The following is a 21,869-nucleotide window of genomic DNA, read 5'->3' on the forward strand; positions in this document are numbered from 1 at the left end:
AACTTTCACGATTATTCTCTGTAAGGGTAAAAACTTATATCCTCAAATATATCACTAACATAAGATTCCTTAATAGACTCAATAGCATTATAATACTGCTTTGGCGATAAACCGAAATTTTTCTTAAAAGCTCTCACAAAGCTCGAATAATCATTAAATCCACACTGTGTTGATACACTAGTAGCCTTTTGCCCTTTTTTAATAAGAGTTGCGGCTTTAGCTAGTCTTTTTTCTAATATGTAACTATGAATGGTATAGCCTGTTTCATTTTTAAAATTATGCATTAAATAATATCTATTTATATAAAACTTCGAAGCAATACTATCTATAGACAAATTACCATTTAGATTTTCATTAATATATGTAAGTATTTTTACTACTCTTTTATCATATTTGATGTCTTTTTCATCTTTTTCCTTTTTAGGCTCCAACATTAATCGATTCAAATAAACTATAAGTTGCATAAAAAAAGAATTACGAAGTATTTTCCATCCAAATTCTCGATCTATTATTGTTTTTTCCAATAGAAATAAGTTATCTTTAATTATATTTAAATTATTAGGCCTTAAGCGAAACAAATTAAGTTTTTCTCTTTCTCCTACCAGAAAACAAGAAAGCAAATTGCCTTCATCAATACTATGCTCCTCTAGGAAATTAGAGTTTACCCAAATTATAATTCGTTCATAATACTCATCTGGATCAATAATTGGTTTATGAACTTCGTTACTACTTACAAAAAGAATATCCCAAGGTTTAAGCTTATAGTACTTTCCTTCAATTGCATAGGTTACATTACCCGAAATGAAAATTACTATTTTATTGAAATCATGATAGTGAAAGATATGTTCTTCAGCCTTCTTATCTTTTAAATGAAAAAATTTGAAATCTTCGTTCAAATAACCTCTTTTTATTTTCAATATAACACTATCTTCCAAGGGTGAACCTCCTATCTCTACTTAAAATATATAAGTATCATTATAACATCTTTTCTAATTTTAAAATTTGTATTATGATGCAATATAAAAAGATGCCTTATAAAATAATCAATTATTTCATAAGGCACCTCTTTACATTTAAATATTGTTTATTCTGTGAACTTCAATATGAAATTAATTTATTTCTCGGAATCAACAGCATTTTCAGAATCAGTATTAGTAACCTTAGGTTTCATATAATGCAAAACTACAGTACCACCCAAAATAAATATTAAAACTGTAAAGAAAATAACGTTAGATATCTCAATGTTAATTATGCCTAATAGCATTCTAACCCCTATAAATCCAATAAGAACATATGCTGAGCCTTCGAGTTCTGGAATTTTTTCTATTAAAGATATGAATATCTTAGCAACTCCCCTCATTGCCAGTATTCCAAAAACTGCTCCTAAGTATAAAACCCAAACCTCATCAGACACTCCAAAAGCAGCCGAAACACTATCTATACTAAATGCTATATCCATCATTTCCACACTTGCTACAGTAGCCCAAAAACCTTTATTTATAACCTTTGACTCATCAACTTCCTCATTATCTTCTCTTTTGACAAAATGAGCATATGTCATCTTTAGTAAATAGAAAGCTGCTAATAGTTTTACCCACCATATTTTAATTAGATATGTTCCAACACCTATTGCAATAAACCTAAAAATATATGCTCCCCATATTCCATAAAATAATGCTTTCTTTTGTTGTTTCTTCGGTAAATGCCTAACCATTATTGCTAGTACTATTGCATTATCTGAAGATAACAGCCCTTCTAAAATAGCTAAACTAAATATCATCATCAAGTTTGAAGGATTAGACAATGTTGATAATAACACATCTAAAGAAAAAAACTGACTATAATTATTTACTAATCCATTCAAAAAATCCATTTAAATTTCCCCTTATTCAAATAACTTTCCTTTAAAAAGTTATCTTTTATATTTCTTATAGATCTCTACAAAAGATCTATATATATGAATGACTAATCAATCAACCAATAAAAATTATAACACTATTCTCACCATATTAAAATATAGTTTACTTGTTATAATTTATTTTCAGTATCACGAACCATCACCCTTAGAATTTATATGCGTCTTATAATACACGGAAATTTAATATGTCCTTTTACTTTTTCATTCTTTTACAGATTCAATGTGTACCATTTTATATTCAATTCATAAAAACTAAAATTCCATATACTACACTGTATGTGATAAACGAACTTCACCACCGCTGTCAACAAAGCATTTCATCTGATTTATTATATCAAAACAATAACATCTATTAATATAACCATTGTCATTTACAGAAAGCAACCCAATAACATTATTATTTTCTTTTAGCACTACTACTGAACCACTATCTCCTTCGTCAATAATTTTATGCCCTGCACTTCCTTCAATAAGTATTCCTAAATCAGTCTTCCCACTTGGAAGTGGAACTGTTACATTTAAAGTTTTTATTCTTCCTACAGTATAACCAGTTTTAGCACCATATTTATATACTTCTTTTCCCAAATCATTAACTGTAACTTTATATACTCCATTTAATTTACTTTTTATATATCCTGGACCAGCTGGATTTGGAGTTTGAACTTCATTTTTGTACTTCCTATTAACCTTTACTATTGCACAATCATACCCTAGTCTAAGGTTTAAAAAACCATAAGTATAATATCCACAAAGATTATTATAATCTGGCTCATAACACTCATTATATGCTGGTTTTTCACCTTCTATCATCTTAGAAAGAAATGTATGATTGCATGTCAACATATAATCACCAGCTTCTATTTTATCATTTCCATCACTTGCAGCTTTACCACTGGTATAAATAAAACAGCCTAAAGTACCAATTCCTAATTTTACTATACCATCAAGCTTTCCTAATAAGCTTTGAATTTGTAATCCACTAAAAAGCGGATCACTATTTACTGTAATATTTTTCACTTCATCTTTAGTGGTTTTTGGTACATTAAACTGTATATCAAATAATTGTTCCACCACATCTGTAGGAACATTTTCTAACTTTTCAGGAATCACTTCCTCTTTTGGTAAGCTACATAGCTTTTTTTTCACAAAAACAACTATTGAAGGAATATTAGTTGTCTTGCCATTCTTTATTTTTAATGCAATACCTACACCTGTACATCCCTTCACTGCTAACAATTTATCCTTATTTTTTTGAAAGACATTTTCAATTTTCTTTGCATCACATTTCAAAAATAAGCACTCCTTATATAAATATTTATACTTAAAAGAAAGTTTATTAATATATATGTTTTACTTCAGAAAGTAATACTATATTAGTAACACCAAAACTTGCAACTTTATTCATGTAAAACTCTCCATAATAATTCACAAAACAAATTTAATTTACATATTTATATAATATGAAACTATTAATTGGAGGTTTAATTTCATGCCCAACTATAGATTAAATTTAAGCATTAATTCAGTAGATATAAAAACAATTTATGATGCCCAAGAAAAAATTGTTATATTAAAGAAAACATCTTCAGGATTTCCTATCGCATGGGTAACATTTTTACCATTTGAAGGCAATTATGTTTCTTGGGAAGAAAATTATTCTCTTTATGCTTCAAATACAGAAATACAAGCTGGAGCTACAATAGTAAAACTATCTGAAGTAGCTGCAACACCTAAACAACTATATAAGTTTAACAAAGGAACTTTTGATTTACCTGAAACCTTCCCTGGTGCAGAAGAAGGTCAGTATATCGCTTCTAATAAAATGAATTCATTTAATAGCTTAGTCTTCGGGTTAGCACAAAAAGTTGAGTTTAATGGTAATTCAATACCTGGAAGTCCAATTAATGCATCAATTGTACCTTTAAATCAAATTGTTAAATTTACACCTTATGAACAAATAGTTGTATTCTTACAATCAAGAGTTACTACTGGTTCCGTAATTACTGAAATCGATAGTCAACCATTGGAAATAACTTTTGGTGGAAGTATTACTACTATAGATGTAGTGTATGATAGTAGCATTGGTGGATTTAAACAAGCATAAATTTATCACTACTTTATTATCATATAAGCAATTTTAAAATAGTTGTCACCCTCATAAGTCAATAAACAATAAACAAGAAAATGGAAAGTGTTCTTGAGAAGGTAGAGTTCAAAAAAGGCTGTACCTTCTTTTCTTATGTAAACTATCGCAATATTAACCACTTACAGTAGAAACTAAAAAGATGACTTCTGAAAAGTACAAAAATCATCTTTTATGCGCTACGTAAACCATTTTTTTTGAACTCTACTTAAAGTGGTACATTTCCCCTAATTTTGCTTAACAAAGCCACCAATACTTTTATCATATTTTATAGTTACGTTTGCATCATCAGTAAAATCTAAATTAAGTACATTACTTCTGATATGAGTAATAATTGTACCATCATTAAAACTGCTTTCTATAAATACACAAATTTTTTCATTAGGAATAAAAGAAACTGTTTGATTATATAAAACCGATTCTGCATTAATAGGATTTCCCTCATAATTTGTACCATTTGCAGTTACGTCTTGAGCTAATCCAAAAGTTAAATATTCATACTCATCTGATTTATTGTGTATTGCATATTCATTATCTTTAAGCTCTGAGTCAGATATAGGCGAATCAAATACTCCATTTTGAAATGGATACATATTCTTAACTGAAGCTTCCGAGTAAGATGAGGCATCAATTGTTGCTCCATTTTGAATTTGCACATTTGAAGCATAAATACCATACTCCGTATTCCAGGTAACATTATTAACCTGAAATGGCTTAAATGTTACCCAAGCTACATTAGTTTTAGATTTTTCATTTTTTTTAACTATTACTATCCTCTGATCATTTCTATTTAGGAACGAAACAATCTCAGGCGAAATAATAGCTTTAAGTGAATATGTGGGCATAAAAAATATACTTCCTTTCTTTTTATTAAATTCTATTTATATATATTTAAAGGAATATATTTTTATGCTGTAATGTTAGTATAGTTTTATGAATACATTTTAAAAATGAACTATAATAAAACAAGAGAGGATACCTTAAGATAATTTTAAACTTTATCTTATGAGACATCCTCTTTATATTTCTAATTTAATTTAACGAATTCACCAATAACTTTATCATATTTTATAATTATATTTGGTTGGACAGAAAAATCTAAGCAAAGAGAATTACTTCGAATATGAGTAATAACTGCTCCATTATCAAATTTACTTTCTATAAATATGCAAATTTTTTCATGAGGAATAAATGAAGAAATTTGATTATATAAAACTGATTTTGCATTAATAGGATTTCCCTCATAAACTACACTATTTGCAATTACATTTTGTGCTAAACCAAAAGTTAGATGCTCATAATCTCTTGCTTTATTGATTATTCCATATTCATTATCATTAAGACTTGAGTCAACTACAGGTGATCCAAATACTCCGTTTGAAAATGGATATATATTTTTAACCGAAGCTATTTTATAGGAAGCAGTATTAATAATTGCCCCACTTTGCATTTGAGTATTTGAAGCATAAAGTCCATATTCTGACTCCCAAGTGACATTATTAATTTCAAAAGGATTGAAAGTTACCCAAGCTATATTAGCTTCAGGACCATCATTTTTTTTAACGATTACTATTTTTTGACCACTCTCATATATTGAAGAAACAGTTTCTGTGTCAATATATGCTTTAAGTGAATATTTCGACATAATAAAATATACTTCCTTTCTTAACTCTCCTTTGACAGTTAATTCTATTACTTCATTATATGAAATTAACAATAATAAAGTTATATTATATAACAAATAAAAACAACAAATTTCAAAGATTATTATGTCAAAAACTATGCATAAAAATAATACAGATTAATTTATAAATTCCACATTCCAATTAAAATATCCAGTCTCTTTATTTATTTCATATCTAAAATATGCTGAATAAGTTGTTCCCTTCTTACTCTTCAAATTTCTAAATCCAACCTTTCCATTTCTAAGGAGAAGCTGAACCATTTCCCGGGAAACTTTCTTTCCTCTAGCTGTAATATACTTATCATCTTTCCATATAGTATACTTACATCCATTTTTCCAGTTTACACAACCAAAGTTTTTCTCATTTTCAATAACATCATTACCACAGATAGGACATTTACCAAGGCTTTCAGAACCTTCTGGCAAATCTACTTTAAAGCTACTAAGCATTGATGTATCTTTTTTAATATCTTCTACTGCAGCAACAGTAAATTCTTTTATCATATTTAAAAAGTCATCCTTTTGGAATCTTCCCTTTTCTATATCTGATAGTGTCTTTTCAAGTCTACCTGTATACTGCAAATCTAGCAATTCTTTTACAGGAAATATTTCAACCAAAGTCCTTCCAAGTTCAGTACAAGTAAGACTTTTCCCCTTAGATTTAATGTATCCAGTATCCTTAAGCTTCTTTATAGTTTCTGCTCTTGTAGCTGGTGTACCTATACTAAACCCACTTAATATTGAAGCCATCATTTCTTCTGAATCCTCTTCGTCCTTAAAGCTTTTTCCGCAAGTCTCCATAACCCTTAACAATGTTTTTTCAGTATGATGCTTTGGAGGTTTCTTAGTAACTGCATTTATCTTGCTATCCACCACATCTACCATGTCCTTTTCATTAACTAAAGGCAATATTGTATCCTTAGTTTCTATCTTTTCAACAACACGCCATCCTTCTACTATTTGAACTCTTCCTTTAGAAATAAATTCACCCTTTAATCCTTCATCATTAACCTTTGAAACAAGTTTTGTTTCTTCAAACTGTGCTATAGGCATAAATTGCATTATAAATCTATTTTTAATAGCCATATATACTATTTCTTCATCTTTAGAAAGTCCTGTTGGTTTTATATATGTTGGAGTAATTGCACTATGACTTTCTACCTTTGAATTATCAAATACTCTTTTACTCTCAGTAAATTTGATTTCCCTTTCATAAGACAATCCTTGTTTTACTACATCTAAAACTTTCTTTGTTTTTTCCTTTAGACTTTCATCCAAAGCTACACTTCCTGTTCTTGGGTAAGTTGTAAACTTCTTTTCATAAAGAGATTGAGCTACCTTTAACACCTTATCAGATGTCCATCCTTTGTATTTACTAGTTATATATCCTTGCAAATTGGATAAATTAAATAACAAGGGTGCATACTCTCTTTTCTTTTCTACTTGCTTTTCTACTATTTCTGCTTGTTTATCTTTTAAAAGTTTTTTTAACTCTTCTACAGTTTTCTTATCTTCAAATTTTTCACTATTATCTATATAATAAGTTCCTTCAAATTCCTCATTATTCTTAGTTTTAAAAGTGCTTACTAATTTATAATAAGTTGAAGCTTCAAAGTTTTCTATTTCTTTATCTCTATCATAAATTATCTTTAAAGTTGGAAGTAAAACTCTCCCTATATTTAATATTTTTTTATCATTTGGATTATATCTAAGTGTTGCGACGGAAGTTAAATTAATTCCAATTATCCAATCTGCCCATTGCCTGCTTATCCCTGCATCTTGAAGTGGCTTCATCTCTATATTTTCCTTTAAGTTTGCCATTCCTTTTTTTACTTCATCTGGTGTCCACTCATTTAACAGCAATCTATATATTGGCTTTCCTTGATTTAAATACATAAATACTTCAAGTGAAATAAGTTCTCCTTCACGGTCTTGGTCAGTGGCAGATATAACGCCATCAACATCTTCTTTTTCTATTAAACTCTTTATAATATTTATTTGCTTTTGAACTCCTTTATCTACAGATGACCTATCTACGTTATCACACTTAATCTTATACCTAAACTCTTCAGGTATGAATGGGAACTTATCCATTCTCCATCCTTTCATGTTTTCATCATAATCCTTTGCATCATATAATTGAAAAAGATGACCAAATGCCCAAGTAATATAGTATCCTTCACCTTCAAAGTATCCATCTTTTCTAGTTTTTACTTTTAATGCTTCTGCTATATTCTTTGCTACAGAAGGTTTTTCTGCGATAATTACCTTACTCATAAATACTCCCTTTCTTTTAAATGTGCAGTAAATAATGTCATTGAGATTTACATTAGAAGTATATAAAAAATCTCAAACCTTAAAGCTTCCATAATCTTTAATTACATTGATTTTTTGTTTTAAAGTCCTGTACGCTAAAAAATAGGCATTAGACATGCCTATTTTTCTACATTTATATATAACAAACTATCTGCATCATAGTTATAATTATATTTTTTTATATACTAAATTTCAATACTTTTTATATTTTTATTTATTCTAAAACCACTTGAACCCCGTAATGATCTGATATTTCCTCTTTATTTTTCCCATTAAAAATTATCTTTGAATTTTTAACCTCTAGTTCTTTATTTGTTAGTATTAAATCTAATCTTTTTTCTTTAAAATGTTCTTCCCAGCCATCTATTTCCCCTTTAACCGTTACCCCGCTATCCTTTTCTTTAGCTAAATTGTAAGTATCATAAAGCCCTTTACTTAATAGATAATCATATCCTTCACCTTTTATAAAGGCATCATTATTAAAATCTCCCATAATAAAAGTTTTGCTATAATTAACATTACTAAGTAAATTATCTACCTGATTCTTGAAAGATTCATCTTTATCTTGCCACCAACCTAGATGGCAAGATAAAAATTCAAAATATTCATTATCTATAGCTATTTTAGCCTTAATTATTTTCCTGCTTTTATAATTTTTAATATCCCTACTTTTTGATACATAAAAACTTCTATAATCTACTATGTTATGTTTTGTAATTAAAGCCAAGCCTTCTTGATATATATCATATCCTATATGGCTCATATCCCAGATAAATTTATATTCCTTCATCCCTAAAATAAACAGTTCTTTAATCAACATATAAGCATAATTATCTTTAGCTATTTCTCCTTTTTTATCTATTCTTTGGCTAACCTCCTGCAATGCTATTACATCATACTTTTCCTCTGCAATTGTTTTAGCTAAATATTTTATCTTTTCTAATTGCTTCTCTTCTTTCCATGAATGACAATTTAAAGTTAATAGTTTCATAATTACATACCAAGAATATCTTGAATATTAGATTTTAACACATCTGCTTTAGGTCCATAAATGGCTTGAACACCTTTATCCTTTAATATAAGTCCAAGAGCTCCATCTTTTTTCCATTCAATTTCCTCTGCAACCTTACTTATATCTTTAACAGTTACCCTAAGCCTTGTCATACATGCATCTATATCCTCAATATTTTCTTTCTCACCAAGTAATTTTATTATATTTACAGCTTGCAAATCATTTGAAGTTGTTGTATCTAAATTAGTTTCTTCATCTTCTATATAATTTCCTAAACGTCCTGGTGTAGCAATCTTAAACTTTTTAATTAAGAAGTTAAATGCAGTAAAGTTTACTCCAAACATAACAACACATGTAATAATAAAGTTAATTATATCCTTAGTAATTCCTGCATTAATCATCATAGGAGTACGTGTCAATAACTCTATGAAGCCAAAGGCATGTACTCTAAGATTAATAATATCTGAAAGTGCAAAACCTATACCAGTTAATACTGCATATACCACATAAAGTATTGGAGATACAAATAAGAACATAAATTCAATTGGTTCTGTAACACCAGTTAAAAACACTGCAAGTCCAGCTGAAAAAAACATACTCTTATATTTGCTTTTCTTTTCTTTATCAACATTCTTATACATAGCAAATGCTATTGCAAGTAATGATGAACAAGAAAGAATAACTTGTCCTACTTTAAATCTTGCTGGAGTAACTGTTGTAAGTAGATTATTATATGCACTAGTATCTCCTGCCCCCTTTAAATTAACTAAATCTGTAATCCAAGCTAACCATAAAGGATCTTGCCCTGCCACTGTAGATCCTGCACCAGAACCTGTTAACACTTGATATACTCCACCAAGCTCAGTATAGTTTACTGGAACAGTTAACATATGGTGTAATCCCAAAGGTAATAATAAACGTTCTAATGTACCATAAACAAATGGAGCAAGTATTGGAGCTGTATCCTTTGATTTTGCAAGCCAAATTCCAAAACTATTTAATGCACCTTGAGCAAATGGCCATAATATAGAAAGCACTACAGCCGAAACTACAGACCCAGCTATTACTACAAAGGGAACAAAACGTTTACCATTAAAAAAGTCTAATGCCTTAGGTAGTTTATTAAAGTTATAGAACTTATTATAAATAGTTCCTCCTAAAAATCCTGAAATTATTCCAACAAAAACTCCCATATTTAAAGCTGGAGAGCCAAGTATATTAGTAAAGTAATCTGCAACAATTAATTGTGATCCAAAAAGCGAATTTACTGTAGCTGTATTATCTGAAAGCATGGCAGTAGTTACACCAAATATAGATCCAGTTATCTTATTAATTAAAATAAATGAAATAACACCTGCAAAAGCACCACCTGCTTTATCTTTAGCCCAAGATCCAGAAATAGCTGCTGCAAATAGGATGTGTAAATTGTTAATAATAGCCCACCCTATGTCTTCCATAACTCTTCCTATTGCATCAATAGCAGTTATATCCGTAGTCATTGCAACCACTTTACCTAAGGATATCATAATACCTGCGGCAGGCATTACAGCAACAACTACAAGTAATGCCTTACCAAACTTTTGCCAAAAATCAAAGGACAATAATTTCTTTTTACTTTTTCCCATTTTAATAATTCCCCCTACTATATAATACCTAAATTTTATAAAGTCTAGCTTCATAAGGTTTTAACATAAATTCTGTCATTTCTTCATGAGGGTCTACATTATAATTGTTTAAACACAAGTTTTCGTAACTAAGTTTTGCTTCAATATATTTATACTTAACAAACTTATTTGACAAATTTGTAATAACAATATACCTTTCATTATCTAAGGTTCTTGTATAAGCATATATATCTTCATCATTTTCTAGTATTAAACTATATTCTCCATAAACTAATGCTAAGTTTTCCTTTCTGCATTTAATCATTTTTTTATAAAAATTTAATATTGAATCTTCACTTTTACTTTCTTTTTCTACATTAATTTTTTTATAATTATCATTAATTTTTATCCAAGGTGTACCTTTTGTAAAGCCAGCATTGCTTGTATCATCCCAATGCATTGGAGTACGTGTGTTATCCCTAGAAGTTGCCTTTATTGTTTTTAAAACTTCTCCTTTATCTTTTCCACACCCAACCATTTTGTTATAGATGTTGATACTCATTATATCGTTAAATTCTTCAATAGACTCAAAAGGTACATTAGTCATTCCAAGCTCTTGTCCCTGATAAATAAATGGTGTTCCTTTTTGCATAAAATACATTAAAGCTAAAGCTGTAGCACTTTCTCTCCAGTACTTCTTGTCATCACCCCAACTTGAAACAACTCTTGGAATATCATGATTTTCAATAAATAGAGCATTCCAACCATCTTTATCTAAAGCATTTTGCCACCTTGTAAGGGTTTCTTTAAGTTCCCTTGGCTTGAATTCTTGATCATTATCATTATTCCAAAGATAAAGATGTTCAAATTGAAATACCATTGAGAACTTACCTCTTTCTTCTCCAACCCACTCTATTGCTTCTTCAGAACTTACTCCGTTAGCTTCACCAACTGTCATAATATCGTAATTTGAAAAAGTCCTTTCTTTTAGTTCCGCTAACATTTCTTGAATTCCTTCTACATTCATATACTTTTCAATAGAATTAACATACTGTAAATTATCTGGGTTTGGCATGTCCAAAAGGCCTTTTTCTTTTTTAAGATGACTTATAGCATCAACTCTAAACCCATCTATTCCTTTATCTAGCCACCAGTTTATCATTTTGTAGATTTCTTCTCTTACCTCTTGATTTTCCCAATTTAGATCAGGTTGCTTTTTTGAAAATATGTGTAAGTAATATTCTTTAGTTTCTTCATCATATTCCCAAGCTGAACCATTAAATATACTTTCCCAGTTATTAGGTTCCTTTCCCTCCTTCCCTTCTCTCCATATATACCAATCTCTTTTAGGATTATTTTTAGAAGATTTTGATTCTATGAACCACTTATGTTCATCACTAGTATGATTAACTACTAAATCTAAAATAAGCTTCATATCCCTTCTATGAACTTCCCTTAATAGCTCATTGAAATCTTCCATACTTCCAAAGTCATCCATAATGTCTTTATAGTCACTTATATCGTAACCGTTGTCATCATTAGGTGACTTATACATAGGAGAAATCCATATTACATTTATTCCTAGATCTTTTAAATAGTCTAATTTAGATATAATACCTTGAATGTCTCCTATTCCATCTCCATTAGAATCCATAAAGCTTCTCGGATAAACTTGATATCCTACAGCTTCTTTCCACCATTTTCTTTTCACATATACCTCCCGTGCAACCGTTTGCTCAAATGCGCAAAATACTGCTTTGTTTTTTTATTTAATTGGACTAACTTTCTATATTTAGAATATCACCTTAAGAAAAAGTTTACAAAGTTTATTTATCATTGTTTTTCTTTAAATTTTTTGATTATTTCAATCTATCTTCAATTATCTCATTTTTATGCAAACGCTTGCACGAATAAAATTAATTTCCTCTTAATGAAAAATGGCTATGAAGATTCTTATGTAATACCTTCATAGCCATATATATTATTTATCCTAAAACTCATCTATTAAAAACTCAATTTAAACAGCCCCAGTTTACACTTCCCGTATTTGAAGCTTAGTTTCACTATTAGCTTACTCTTTATTAGATAGTACTTGCGAAATATAAATTGTTTTTAACAAATCCATATTAATTAAACTAACCTTATTTACTCCTACAATTGAAGAAGACCATTCCCACTTTACTATTGTAATCTTCCCAACAATAATTAATGAAACTATTCCACAATGAATCATGTGTATTTCCATACTTCTCTATAGGGCATTTCTTTTACATAACTTTTTTTAAAAGTTTTGTGCAATACTCGTTAAATCTATTTATATCCAAAAGAATATCATTCTTTATTTTTTCACTAGTCTCTAATGCACAATTATACATTAGATTTTGTGAATTTTTTTGATAACCATTTACTTAAGCGATTCTCTTTCAACCAATTTAGTATCAATAATATAATAATTTTTACTTATATCTTCCTTGATAATCTTATTAATTAAAAGTTTTGTAGCATAATATCCAAGTTTTTCTGAATTTATATCTACTGATGCTAGCGAAGGATTTCTATGTACTGATAAAGGAACATTATTAAAACCAACTACTGAAATATCCTCTAAATTGCATTTCTTCAACTGATTTTGTACCCCAAATGCTATCATATCATCTGTTGCTACAATAGCTGTAGGCAATTCCTTTTTCATAAAAGTTTCTATTGCTAACTCTCCACACTTTTCATTAAATTCTTTACCTACATAAATAAGATTATTATTTATCTTTAACCCTCTACTTGATAGAGCTTCCTCATAACCTCTTAACCTATCTATAGATACATTTAAGCTCTTTTGTGCTCCTATAAAAGCAATATCTTTATGTCCTCTATCCAAAAGCAAATTTACTAGGTCATACATAGCTTTGAAGTTATCATTATCAACCCAAAGAACCTCATCTGCTTCCTCTGGTCTTCCTATTATCACAAAAGGAAAGTCTATTTCTTTTAAATAGTCAACATATTTATCATGTTCGCTAACCCTTAGTAAACATATTCCATCAACTAACTTACTATCTGTAAATCTTCTTATCCAATTTTCATCAGTACTGTTATCTTCCTGAAAGGCATACATTATATAATAATTTCTTTGCTCAGCATATATACTTATACCTTTCATTGCTTGTATAAAAAATTGATTTTCAAATAAATTTTCAGCCCCTTGAGGTACTACTACAGCTAAAATATTAGTCCTATTATTCGCTAATCCTCTAGCCATAGCATTAGGTATGTAATTTAGTTTTTTAATCGCCTCATTCACTCTTTCTTTGGTATCATCACTTATTCTATCACTATTTGATAATACTCTCGAAACAGTAGAAGTTGCTACCCCTGCTTCTTTCGCCACATCTTTTATAGTAACCTTCATATCTATTTCCATCTACTTTCAATTAATCTCTTTAACCTATTATAATAAATTGCAATCTAAAATAAAAGAGATTACTGATATAACAAGTAATCTCTTACAATTAATCACATCTCATTTTTTGCCCAAATAAAATAACTTAGTATTCCAGCAAAGCTTACCCATATTATATAAGGAATTAGTAATATCCCTGCTATTTTATCAATCTTAATAAACTTTATAAACGTAATAATTATAAATATTAATAAAATGATAAGTTCTATAAATGCTAATCCGTAAAGTCTAAATGAAAAGAATAAAAAACTCCAAAAATAATTAAGTAGCAACTGAATTAAATAATAAAAAAGAGCAGTTCCTATATTTTCACCTTGATCCCTAATCATATAGATCCTATAAGAAGCTATTCCCATAAGTATATAAAGTATAGGCCATACTATTACAAATACCATTGAAGGTGGTGCAAAAAATGGTCTCTCCAGCTGCTCATAGATAGTAGCACTATTCCTTGTAACTAGGTTTACTAAATACCCTCCTACTAAAGGTAAAAAAACAAAAATTATAAGTGGTATTACCTTAACATGTCCATTCACTTTAAATATATTCTTCATAAACACCTCGTAAACATATTAATACTTATAATTATGTTTAAAGAAGTTCATTATTCCATATTTTTATATGTATATATCTGAAAATTCTATATCTACCTTTTCATTAATAGGATTCATCATTTCAAAATCTTCTTCTGGTTCACATTTATCCTCATCATATGATCTAGGCATACAGATAATAAATTCTGTTCCTATTTCATCACTAGATTCTAAACTTATGTCTCCCCCCTGAAGTTCTAATAGAGCTTTTGTTAGATATAATCCTAATCCACTACCTTCCGTTGTCCTATTTAAAGACTTATTTATTTTTGTAAATTTATCAAATAGAAATGGCCTTATTTCCTCATCAACTATATATCCATTATTTTTAATCCTTATTGTTACTGTTTCCTTATTAGCTGAGATATCAACAGTAGTAGTTCCTCCATCACGACCAAACTTAACACTATTAGATAATAAATTTAAAATAACTCTTTCCATCATATCCTTATCACATTCTACATAGAATTCTTCTTCTTCAGGATCAAATATTAAGTTATTATTTATCTTTTCTATATATTTACTACAAGCTAATGATATATTCTCAACCACTGAAACTATATTATGTATTTTCATATTAGTCGTTAAATATCCTTCTGATATTTTATTAGTGTCAATAAAGTTATTAATTGTTCTAATTAACCTTAAACAATTATGTTTTATAGTCAAATTTTGCTTTCTTATACTTTCAAGCTTGTCATCATTCAAATTAATCTCACTTAATTGAAGTGCTGAATAAATTAAATTAATTGGAGTCCTAAGTTCATGGGAAATGTTTGAGTAAAATTCATTTTTCAACTCTTCTCCCTTCATATACTCAGCGTATTTTCTTTTAAATTCATAATTTCTGTTAGCCTCCGTAACATTTTTCATATAAACCAACCTATTTATACTATCGATATTTAGAAAATACATTTCGTATTGGAGACCAGAATAACTAGTAACATCAAATTTAAAGCTTTCTCTATCCATTCGTTCAATTTGGTTAATTCCTTCCTTTATAGCTGTATAATTTTCTATAATTAATTTTTTAGTGAGTATATACTCAGTAAATTCCTTAAATTTTATTTTACTAAACTCATTTCCTCCTAAATTTCCTATTATATTAGTAGCCTCCGCATTGATGTAATATACTTTATCGAAATAAAACATTATTATTCCGTCAGAAATACCTTCTATCAGTTCCCCATACCTTTTACCACTTTTCTCTATTAAATGTTCCAATTCAACCAAAGTTTTATTTCTCTTCTTTAATAAATTGTTCAATTCTTTTTCAGTTTTTTGAGCTTCAATTAGGTTATTCTTCATTAATATATAAGATTTCTTTAATACGTATGTTGAAATAAAATCAAACATTTCATAATAAGCTAGATATTTAAATATCCCTGCAATAAAAATCAAATTATAATTTACATGATTATATAATATAAATGTTATTTGATGAAGTGCAACAAAAACTATAAATTTATATATTCGATTCTTCTCTTTTGAACTAAGACATTTCTCATCTAAATAAATCTTTATCCATAATATAATTAATATTGGAATAGTAAAAATCACGCTGGAATACAAAATTTCAGAAAAGATATTAATTAAATTATTCATATATATTACTGCTATAAAAACTAATATAACAGAGAAAAGCATACCAAATACTGTTACATTAAATGTTACATTTTCCTTTATTATTGCAAATTCATATGCAAATACTATTACTAAGTATTCCAAATAATATGTAGTAATCTTTAAATTCATAAATATCTTTCCATTAAGTCCATCTTCAAAATTACAACAGATAATTATTGTAACAAATGTAACCAATCCTATGAATAAAAATCCAATCCCTATATTTTTATAAAAAAATCCTTCCTGTAGATCTTTATTTAGTACAGCAATTATCCCAACACTAACTCCTAGAGTAGCACAAAATATCTCCACTAATAGAAGCAATATATGTTCACTATTTTTCATTAGCAAAGAAGAAATTACTATAACTATAATAGGAACTATTATTGAAGCATATGTAATAATCTTTTTTTCTTTTCTTTTATATGTATCCGTAATAATATTATTCTTATCAACCATTATATAACTCCTTGTTGAATTGCATTTCTATTTCAGTCCCTTCATTTATTTTACTCTTTATAAAAATCTCTCCATTTTGCTTTTCAACTAATTTCTTCACAACAAAAAGCCCTATGCCTGTACCTTTTTCGCTTCTATTTTCATTATTTTTCCCCATAGCATATCTTGAAAAAGCTCTTTCTATAAATTCTTCTTCCATACCTATTCCATTATCTATTATTAGTAACTTAACTTTTTCTTCAAGAGTTTGGATAATTACTTCTATCTTTCCACCTTCTCTTGAAAATTTAATTGCATTTGATACAAGATTTATCACTATTCTTTGCATAAATTCATCATCAAAGTTTACGTAAATCTCTTCTTCATCTGTATCAAACAATAAGTTAATATCTTTATTTTTAGCATAGTCTATTAATGAAGTTACTGTTTCTTCAACTATCTCTACAATATTTTTAACCTGCAAATTTGCAGATAAATAATCTGAATAAATTCTACTACTATCAATAAGATTGTTTGTAAGTCTAATCAAAGCGATGCAGTTAAGCTTAGAAATTAAGTTGTACTTTTTCAATGCTTCTCTATTGCCAGAATCAATATAAACGCTTATAAGCTGAGCTGCTGAATATATTACGTTAATTGGTGTTTTTAGATCATGTGAAATATTTGATAGAAAATCTCTCTTTATCCTCTCCTGAAAAATATTATTCTCCATCTCTGCTCTAAGCTGCCCTATTTTTATTTTTGAAGTCACATCATTAAATATAATTAAACATTCTTCTTTGTTATTTGATATATCAACCAATTCCATATCTACATACTTTTGTTCTTTTTTGCCTTCAAAAACACCGCTTATAATACTGTGTTCTTTCATAAATGAATATTCTCCATCATCTTCATTTTTACTTTTTATTATGGAATTTATTTTTCTATTAATTATATTCTTTATATTGTCTTCATCAACAAGTTCCTTAAAACTTGAATTTATAAATGTGACTCTTCCTTTTTCAGAAATAATAGCTAATGGCACTGGAACACTGCTAAAAAAAGTTTTAAACATCTTTTCTTTCTTTTTTATTATTGCTTGTGAAAATTCTAATTCTCTATTCTTTCTAACAACTTCGTTATTAAGCTCATTCATTTCTGTATTCTGTTTATATAAATCACTAAACAATACCTTATAAGGTCTATTTAATAACTTATCTATTGTTATTACTAAATTGCTTATATAGCACGCAAATACTAAAACCCTAATTATTAAGTCAATTAATTCAATTTTACCTTTTAGTGCAACATTAATTATATTTAATGTAATAATAATCCTGCTACTATAAAGAATATATAATATTGTGTTAATTCTGCTTCCATTACTAAATTCAAATTCCTTTAATTCTTTATTGATTAGATGTCCATAAAATAAAACAATTATATTTGTAGCTTCAATTACAAAATATCCATAATTATATTTAGAACTATAGTAAGTTACTGCAATACATATGGCACCAAATAAATATTTTCCTACCTTTCTGTTTTTAACCTCATCTACACATTCTGTCATTTTTAAACATATCAATGTAAGAATAAATATGAATAACGTATGTCCAGCTAATCTAGTACCTTGACTACTAGACCATATATAGTTAAATTCTTCTTTAAATATTAAATTACCTATATTGGCAAGAGCAGCGAAAATATAGAAGGAACACATTATCCTATAATATGCTGCTTCATATATCTTTAACACTGCTGCTGTCAACATAATAACTGAACAAGCACCAATTATAACAATAATACTTATAATTGATTTTGTTAGTTCCTTGTACTCATTAAATACTATTGTAAATGTAACGAATATAATTGCTGCTAAACATGAACTGTATATGCACTTGTCTCTTTCAATATATAAAGCTTCCGTAAATCTATCATTCTTTTTCATCAATTTCCCCCCATGATTATCTGATTTTATTTTACACTATTTTGCATGGAAAAACCAAAAAAAGATAGTTTTTGTTAAACTATCCTTTTCTAAAAAATAAAAACCTTACATTTTTATGTTTAGTTTTGTATTCTATCCTTTATTCTATATCCTACATTTCGAAATATAATTAAATTTAAACTCTATAATGTATCTATATAAATCTTTATTCTAACCTCGTCCTCTATTTGATTACTTTTCTATAGAGGCTAATAAAACTTATTATTCTTAATATCTTTACAATATAGTAATTATTCTTCATCTAGTCGCCGCTCTACTTAAATAATTTCTAAATCAAGTCTATTGTGAAATATTTGAGTTTTATACAGAATATACTATAATGTTCACATCATTGAAATAAGGAGGTGTTTGTATGATAATTAACGGAAAAGTAGGTGAGGGTAGTGCAATGCATACTTTACAACTAATAACAGATTCTGGAGAAACTTTATCTATTGCTATAGACGATGATACAAGAATTGATTGTAAAAATGGTCTTGTTATTGGAGAACATATTTCTGTAAATGTAACCCTTTCTGCAATTTCTATTACAGAAATATAGCAAATCACAAAATATACAGCTTGCTATGATAAAATAAATATATCATAGAAGGCTGTTGTTTTGTGAAATGTACATACAAAGAATGGCTTCCCCTTTAGCCATTTTTTTATTTGTTGTAATTACAAAAAATAAAAGAATCTAGCAAAAACTAGATTCTGAACAACTTTATTTTTAACAAATTTTATTTAACACATTTATTACAAGAATCTTTTTTAGGACATTGTGAAGCCGAACCTTGTCATCCTTTTATAATAAGTAAATTATCACTATTTACTTAATCTCTATCCTTAAGACTAACTAAAATTTTATGCATATCATTTAAATCATCCTTACTTAATGATTCAAAATCATTTAATCTTTCTTTAATATCTTCGATAATTTCATATTTATATGTTTTTTCTTTCTTCTTACTATTTAAAAAGTATGTTGCTATAGTTCCTGTTAACATCCCAACAAACCCTATTCCAACTAACATTAATATTGATGCTATTATTCTACCAGTATTAGTTGATGGACTTATATCTCCATATCCAACCGTAGTTGTAGTTACAAAACTCCACCAAATAGAATCAGCAAAATTTTTATCTTCTGCAACAGAAATACCAAATGCCCCAAGAAAAACCGTTAAGACAGTAACTATCAATATATACTCAAAGTTGTTAGTTCTCAAAAATTTATCTGCCCTACTTTTAAATTTATATAAAAAGATTACAAGCCTAAACAACTTAAATAATTTTGCAAATCTTAACACTTTCCCAGCTTTTAAAATTCTTAATGACTGAAACATTGAATTAAAAGGTATTATTGAAATAAGGTCTATTTTATTATTTTTGATAAATCTCATTTTATTCTCACTGTAAATAAGTCTTACTACATAATCAATTATAAAAATAATCCATATGATATCATCTAAAATATTTAATATTGTAGCAATGTTATTTGTTAAGTCAAATGCCAATTCTACAAAAATTATTATACAAACTATTAGTGATAGCAAAGTTATAAATACCTCATAACATAATTTACGATTCATTTATATTACCTCTTTTAATTCTGATATTTAATAAGTTTGTTGATTCTAAAAATAATTTAAATAATCACATTAAATTATCAGTAATTTATTTACATTTATACTTATATCATACAACAATTGCGCTCAACAGACAAGATTTGTCTAAAAACAAAAAGCCCATTGCCTTTTAACGAAGCAATAGACTCACTTTAAATATATAACTTGGTGCAGGTGACGGGACTTGAACCCGTACGTAACTAGTACACACGCCCCTCAAACGTGCCTGTCTGCCGATTCCAGCACACCTGCTTGAAATAAAATATACCTTATGTATATAATACCCTAAATTTCATTCCATTTCAATGTGAAAAATTAATGAACCTTTCTCCATGCAAGTAAAGCATTTAGATTATTAAATGAATGTACCTCGTAAGTATTTGAATCTCCATATGCTCCGTAAATTTCATTTTCTTCATTAATTACTTGATAACCTTCAAGTTTATATTTACATATATTGTATAAATCATTATCATCAATTAAATCTGCAACTTGAAGCAAATTTGAATATATAGAAGTCGCTTCTATATTACTTTTAGGTATTCCTGTGTTTTTATCATAACTAGCAAATATTCCTCCGTCAGATTTGTAATGCCCTTTAATCCAGTTAACACTTTTTATAACATCTTCGCCTACTTGAGCTCTGTTTAATAATATTATGGAATTTAACTCCATATCTATATCCCCATCATCATAAACTTTGTTCTGTCTATCATATTCCTTCTTATATAATGGCAAATTGTCACTTATAAAACCATTATTCATAATTATCAAAGAAGATTCATATATAGGTTTAAATTCATTATCTAGATTTGCTAATAATTTAAGTGATTCAAGATCTAAATAACACAATGTAGTTTTACTACTCTTTCCATATCCATCATTAAAATCAGCTAGTAAATTATCATCCCTTAATTCTTTCTTAAATCCCTTGGAGATTTTAAATGCTAAGCTCCTATAGCTTCTATCATTCCATCTCTCTGATGCAAGTAACAATGACTTTACCACTCTTAAATCATCTATCGTTGAATTTACTCCAGCAGCTTCTTCCCCTTCAACTCTCCAACTTAACAGTCCGTTTTTTAAAATCATATTATCTTTTATATAAGATAATATTTGATCAAATTCCCCTTTTCTATCTCTATCTATATAGTATAGAAGCATCAACCCTTGAGACTCAGATAGTACGGAATCTCCTTTAGTTATTTCCCCTTTAGAACTAGCTTCTTTATAGTTAGTTTTTATACCATATTCCTCATTCATTAGCTTTGAATTAACAAAGTTTAGTAATATTTGTTCCTTTTCACTTACAGGATTGTTTTTCCACACAATTTTACTATTTATAGGTTTAATATATGGCAAGCTAAAATAAAATGCCACTATACAAATTAAAATTATAGTTGAAATCACAAGGACAACTCTATTCTTCTTTATCATTTTTCCACCTTTACTTT

General features: G+C 28.1%; 18 protein-coding genes and 1 tRNA gene. 2 read left to right on the top strand and 17 right to left on the bottom strand.

Annotated features, from left to right (window positions below; genetic code table 11):
• Positions 1–11 precede the first annotated feature (11 nt).
• From FAY47_RS14330 to FAY47_RS14340, 3 genes are all read right to left on the bottom strand, one after another.
• Positions 12–935 (bottom strand): AraC family transcriptional regulator, encoded by a 924-nt coding sequence (locus tag FAY47_RS14330; protein WP_143317591.1) that lies wholly within the window; start codon positions 933–935, stop codon positions 12–14.
• 179 nt (positions 936–1,114) lie between these two features.
• Entirely contained in the window at positions 1,115–1,873 is a 759-nt protein-coding gene (locus tag FAY47_RS14335; RefSeq protein WP_143317592.1) for a TerC family protein, read from the bottom strand.
• 312 nt (positions 1,874–2,185) lie between these two features.
• Complete coding sequence (locus FAY47_RS14340; RefSeq protein ID WP_143317593.1) at positions 2,186–3,208, bottom strand: hypothetical protein; 1,023 nt, start codon at positions 3,206–3,208, stop codon at positions 2,186–2,188.
• 199 nt (positions 3,209–3,407) lie between these two features.
• Here FAY47_RS14340 and FAY47_RS14345 point away from each other — a divergent pair, with 199 nt between their 5' ends.
• Positions 3,408–4,022 (top strand): hypothetical protein, encoded by a 615-nt coding sequence (locus FAY47_RS14345; protein ID WP_143317594.1) that lies wholly within the window; start codon positions 3,408–3,410, stop codon positions 4,020–4,022.
• Between the two features lie 266 nt (positions 4,023–4,288).
• Here the strand turns inward: FAY47_RS14345 and FAY47_RS14350 are convergent, their stop codons facing one another.
• From FAY47_RS14350 to FAY47_RS14395, 11 genes are all read right to left on the bottom strand, one after another.
• On the bottom strand, positions 4,289–4,906 hold the full coding sequence (locus FAY47_RS14350; protein ID WP_143317595.1) for a hypothetical protein: 618 nt from the start codon (positions 4,904–4,906) through the stop codon (positions 4,289–4,291).
• Positions 4,907–5,088: 182 nt separating this feature from the next.
• Complete coding sequence (locus tag FAY47_RS14355; RefSeq protein WP_143317596.1) at positions 5,089–5,706, bottom strand: hypothetical protein; 618 nt, start codon at positions 5,704–5,706, stop codon at positions 5,089–5,091.
• Between the two features lie 156 nt (positions 5,707–5,862).
• Positions 5,863–8,022, bottom strand: a complete 2,160-nt coding sequence (locus FAY47_RS14360) for a type IA DNA topoisomerase (RefSeq protein ID WP_143317597.1) — start codon at positions 8,020–8,022, stop codon at positions 5,863–5,865.
• Between the two features lie 253 nt (positions 8,023–8,275).
• Complete coding sequence (locus FAY47_RS14365; RefSeq protein ID WP_143317598.1) at positions 8,276–9,052, bottom strand: endonuclease/exonuclease/phosphatase family protein; 777 nt, start codon at positions 9,050–9,052, stop codon at positions 8,276–8,278.
• A 2-nt stretch (positions 9,053–9,054) separates the two neighbouring features.
• On the bottom strand, positions 9,055–10,698 hold the full coding sequence (locus FAY47_RS14370; RefSeq protein ID WP_143317599.1) for a PTS transporter subunit IIBC: 1,644 nt from the start codon (positions 10,696–10,698) through the stop codon (positions 9,055–9,057).
• 28 nt (positions 10,699–10,726) lie between these two features.
• On the bottom strand, positions 10,727–12,388 hold the full coding sequence (locus FAY47_RS14375) for an alpha-glucosidase (protein WP_143317600.1): 1,662 nt from the start codon (positions 12,386–12,388) through the stop codon (positions 10,727–10,729).
• 360 nt (positions 12,389–12,748) lie between these two features.
• Positions 12,749–12,922, bottom strand: a complete 174-nt coding sequence (locus FAY47_RS20340; RefSeq protein WP_185966842.1) for a hypothetical protein — start codon at positions 12,920–12,922, stop codon at positions 12,749–12,751.
• Positions 12,923–13,081: 159 nt separating this feature from the next.
• Positions 13,082–14,083: a LacI family DNA-binding transcriptional regulator gene (locus FAY47_RS14380; RefSeq protein ID WP_143317601.1), complete on the bottom strand. Its 1,002-nt coding sequence runs from the start codon at positions 14,081–14,083 to the stop codon at positions 13,082–13,084.
• Positions 14,084–14,187: 104 nt separating this feature from the next.
• Complete coding sequence (locus FAY47_RS14385; protein WP_143317602.1) at positions 14,188–14,688, bottom strand: TspO/MBR family protein; 501 nt, start codon at positions 14,686–14,688, stop codon at positions 14,188–14,190.
• Positions 14,689–14,751: 63 nt separating this feature from the next.
• Positions 14,752–16,812 carry an ATP-binding protein gene (locus FAY47_RS14390; RefSeq protein WP_143317603.1) on the bottom strand — a complete coding sequence of 687 codons (2,061 nt, stop codon included), beginning with the start codon at positions 16,810–16,812 and terminating at the stop codon, positions 14,752–14,754.
• Positions 16,805–18,745 (bottom strand): HAMP domain-containing sensor histidine kinase, encoded by a 1,941-nt coding sequence (locus tag FAY47_RS14395; RefSeq protein ID WP_143317604.1) that lies wholly within the window; start codon positions 18,743–18,745, stop codon positions 16,805–16,807. Before FAY47_RS14395 ends, FAY47_RS14390 begins: the two co-directional genes overlap by 8 nt.
• 412 nt (positions 18,746–19,157) lie before the next feature.
• Between FAY47_RS14395 and FAY47_RS14400 the strand changes: the two genes are divergently transcribed.
• Entirely contained in the window at positions 19,158–19,346 is a 189-nt protein-coding gene (locus tag FAY47_RS14400; protein ID WP_143317605.1) for a hypothetical protein, read from the top strand.
• 274 nt (positions 19,347–19,620) lie between these two features.
• On the opposite strand, the gene FAY47_RS14405 is transcribed toward FAY47_RS14400, so the two are convergent.
• The 3 genes from FAY47_RS14405 to FAY47_RS14415 form a co-directional block, all read right to left on the bottom strand.
• Entirely contained in the window at positions 19,621–20,379 is a 759-nt protein-coding gene (locus FAY47_RS14405; RefSeq protein ID WP_143317606.1) for a potassium channel family protein, read from the bottom strand.
• Between the two features lie 202 nt (positions 20,380–20,581).
• Positions 20,582–20,667 (bottom strand) — tRNA-Leu (locus FAY47_RS14410).
• 63 nt (positions 20,668–20,730) lie between these two features.
• Entirely contained in the window at positions 20,731–21,852 is a 1,122-nt protein-coding gene (locus tag FAY47_RS14415) for a glycosyl hydrolase family 8 (RefSeq protein ID WP_143317607.1), read from the bottom strand.
• Positions 21,853–21,869 lie beyond the last annotated feature (17 nt).

Origin of the sequence: Clostridium sp. HBUAS56017, assembly GCF_007115085.1 — a bacterium.
Lineage (GTDB): Bacteria > Bacillota > Clostridia > Clostridiales > Clostridiaceae > Clostridium > Clostridium cibarium.

Bases quoted from the DNA above. Each gene is read 5' to 3' on its own strand.
- FAY47_RS14335 (WP_143317592.1), bottom strand. From the start codon at position 1,873: ATGGATTTTTTGAATGGATTAGTAAATAATTATAGTCAGTTTTTTTCT.
- FAY47_RS14345 (WP_143317594.1), top strand. From the start codon at position 3,408: ATGCCCAACTATAGATTAAATTTAAGCATTAATTCAGTAGATATAAAA.
- FAY47_RS14350 (WP_143317595.1), bottom strand. From the start codon at position 4,906: ATGCCCACATATTCACTTAAAGCTATTATTTCGCCTGAGATTGTTTCG.
- FAY47_RS14355 (WP_143317596.1), bottom strand. From the start codon at position 5,706: ATGTCGAAATATTCACTTAAAGCATATATTGACACAGAAACTGTTTCT.
- FAY47_RS14360 (WP_143317597.1), bottom strand. From the start codon at position 8,022: ATGAGTAAGGTAATTATCGCAGAAAAACCTTCTGTAGCAAAGAATATA.
- FAY47_RS14365 (WP_143317598.1), bottom strand. From the start codon at position 9,052: ATGAAACTATTAACTTTAAATTGTCATTCATGGAAAGAAGAGAAGCAA.
- FAY47_RS14370 (WP_143317599.1), bottom strand. From the start codon at position 10,698: ATGGGAAAAAGTAAAAAGAAATTATTGTCCTTTGATTTTTGGCAAAAG.
- FAY47_RS20340 (WP_185966842.1), bottom strand. From the start codon at position 12,922: ATGGAAATACACATGATTCATTGTGGAATAGTTTCATTAATTATTGTT.
- FAY47_RS14380 (WP_143317601.1), bottom strand. From the start codon at position 14,083: ATGAAGGTTACTATAAAAGATGTGGCGAAAGAAGCAGGGGTAGCAACT.
- FAY47_RS14385 (WP_143317602.1), bottom strand. From the start codon at position 14,688: ATGAAGAATATATTTAAAGTGAATGGACATGTTAAGGTAATACCACTT.
- FAY47_RS14390 (WP_143317603.1), bottom strand. From the start codon at position 16,812: ATGGTTGATAAGAATAATATTATTACGGATACATATAAAAGAAAAGAA.
- FAY47_RS14395 (WP_143317604.1), bottom strand. From the start codon at position 18,745: ATGAAAAAGAATGATAGATTTACGGAAGCTTTATATATTGAAAGAGAC.
- FAY47_RS14400 (WP_143317605.1), top strand. From the start codon at position 19,158: ATGATAATTAACGGAAAAGTAGGTGAGGGTAGTGCAATGCATACTTTA.
- FAY47_RS14405 (WP_143317606.1), bottom strand. From the start codon at position 20,379: ATGAATCGTAAATTATGTTATGAGGTATTTATAACTTTGCTATCACTA.
- FAY47_RS14415 (WP_143317607.1), bottom strand. From the start codon at position 21,852: ATGATAAAGAAGAATAGAGTTGTCCTTGTGATTTCAACTATAATTTTA.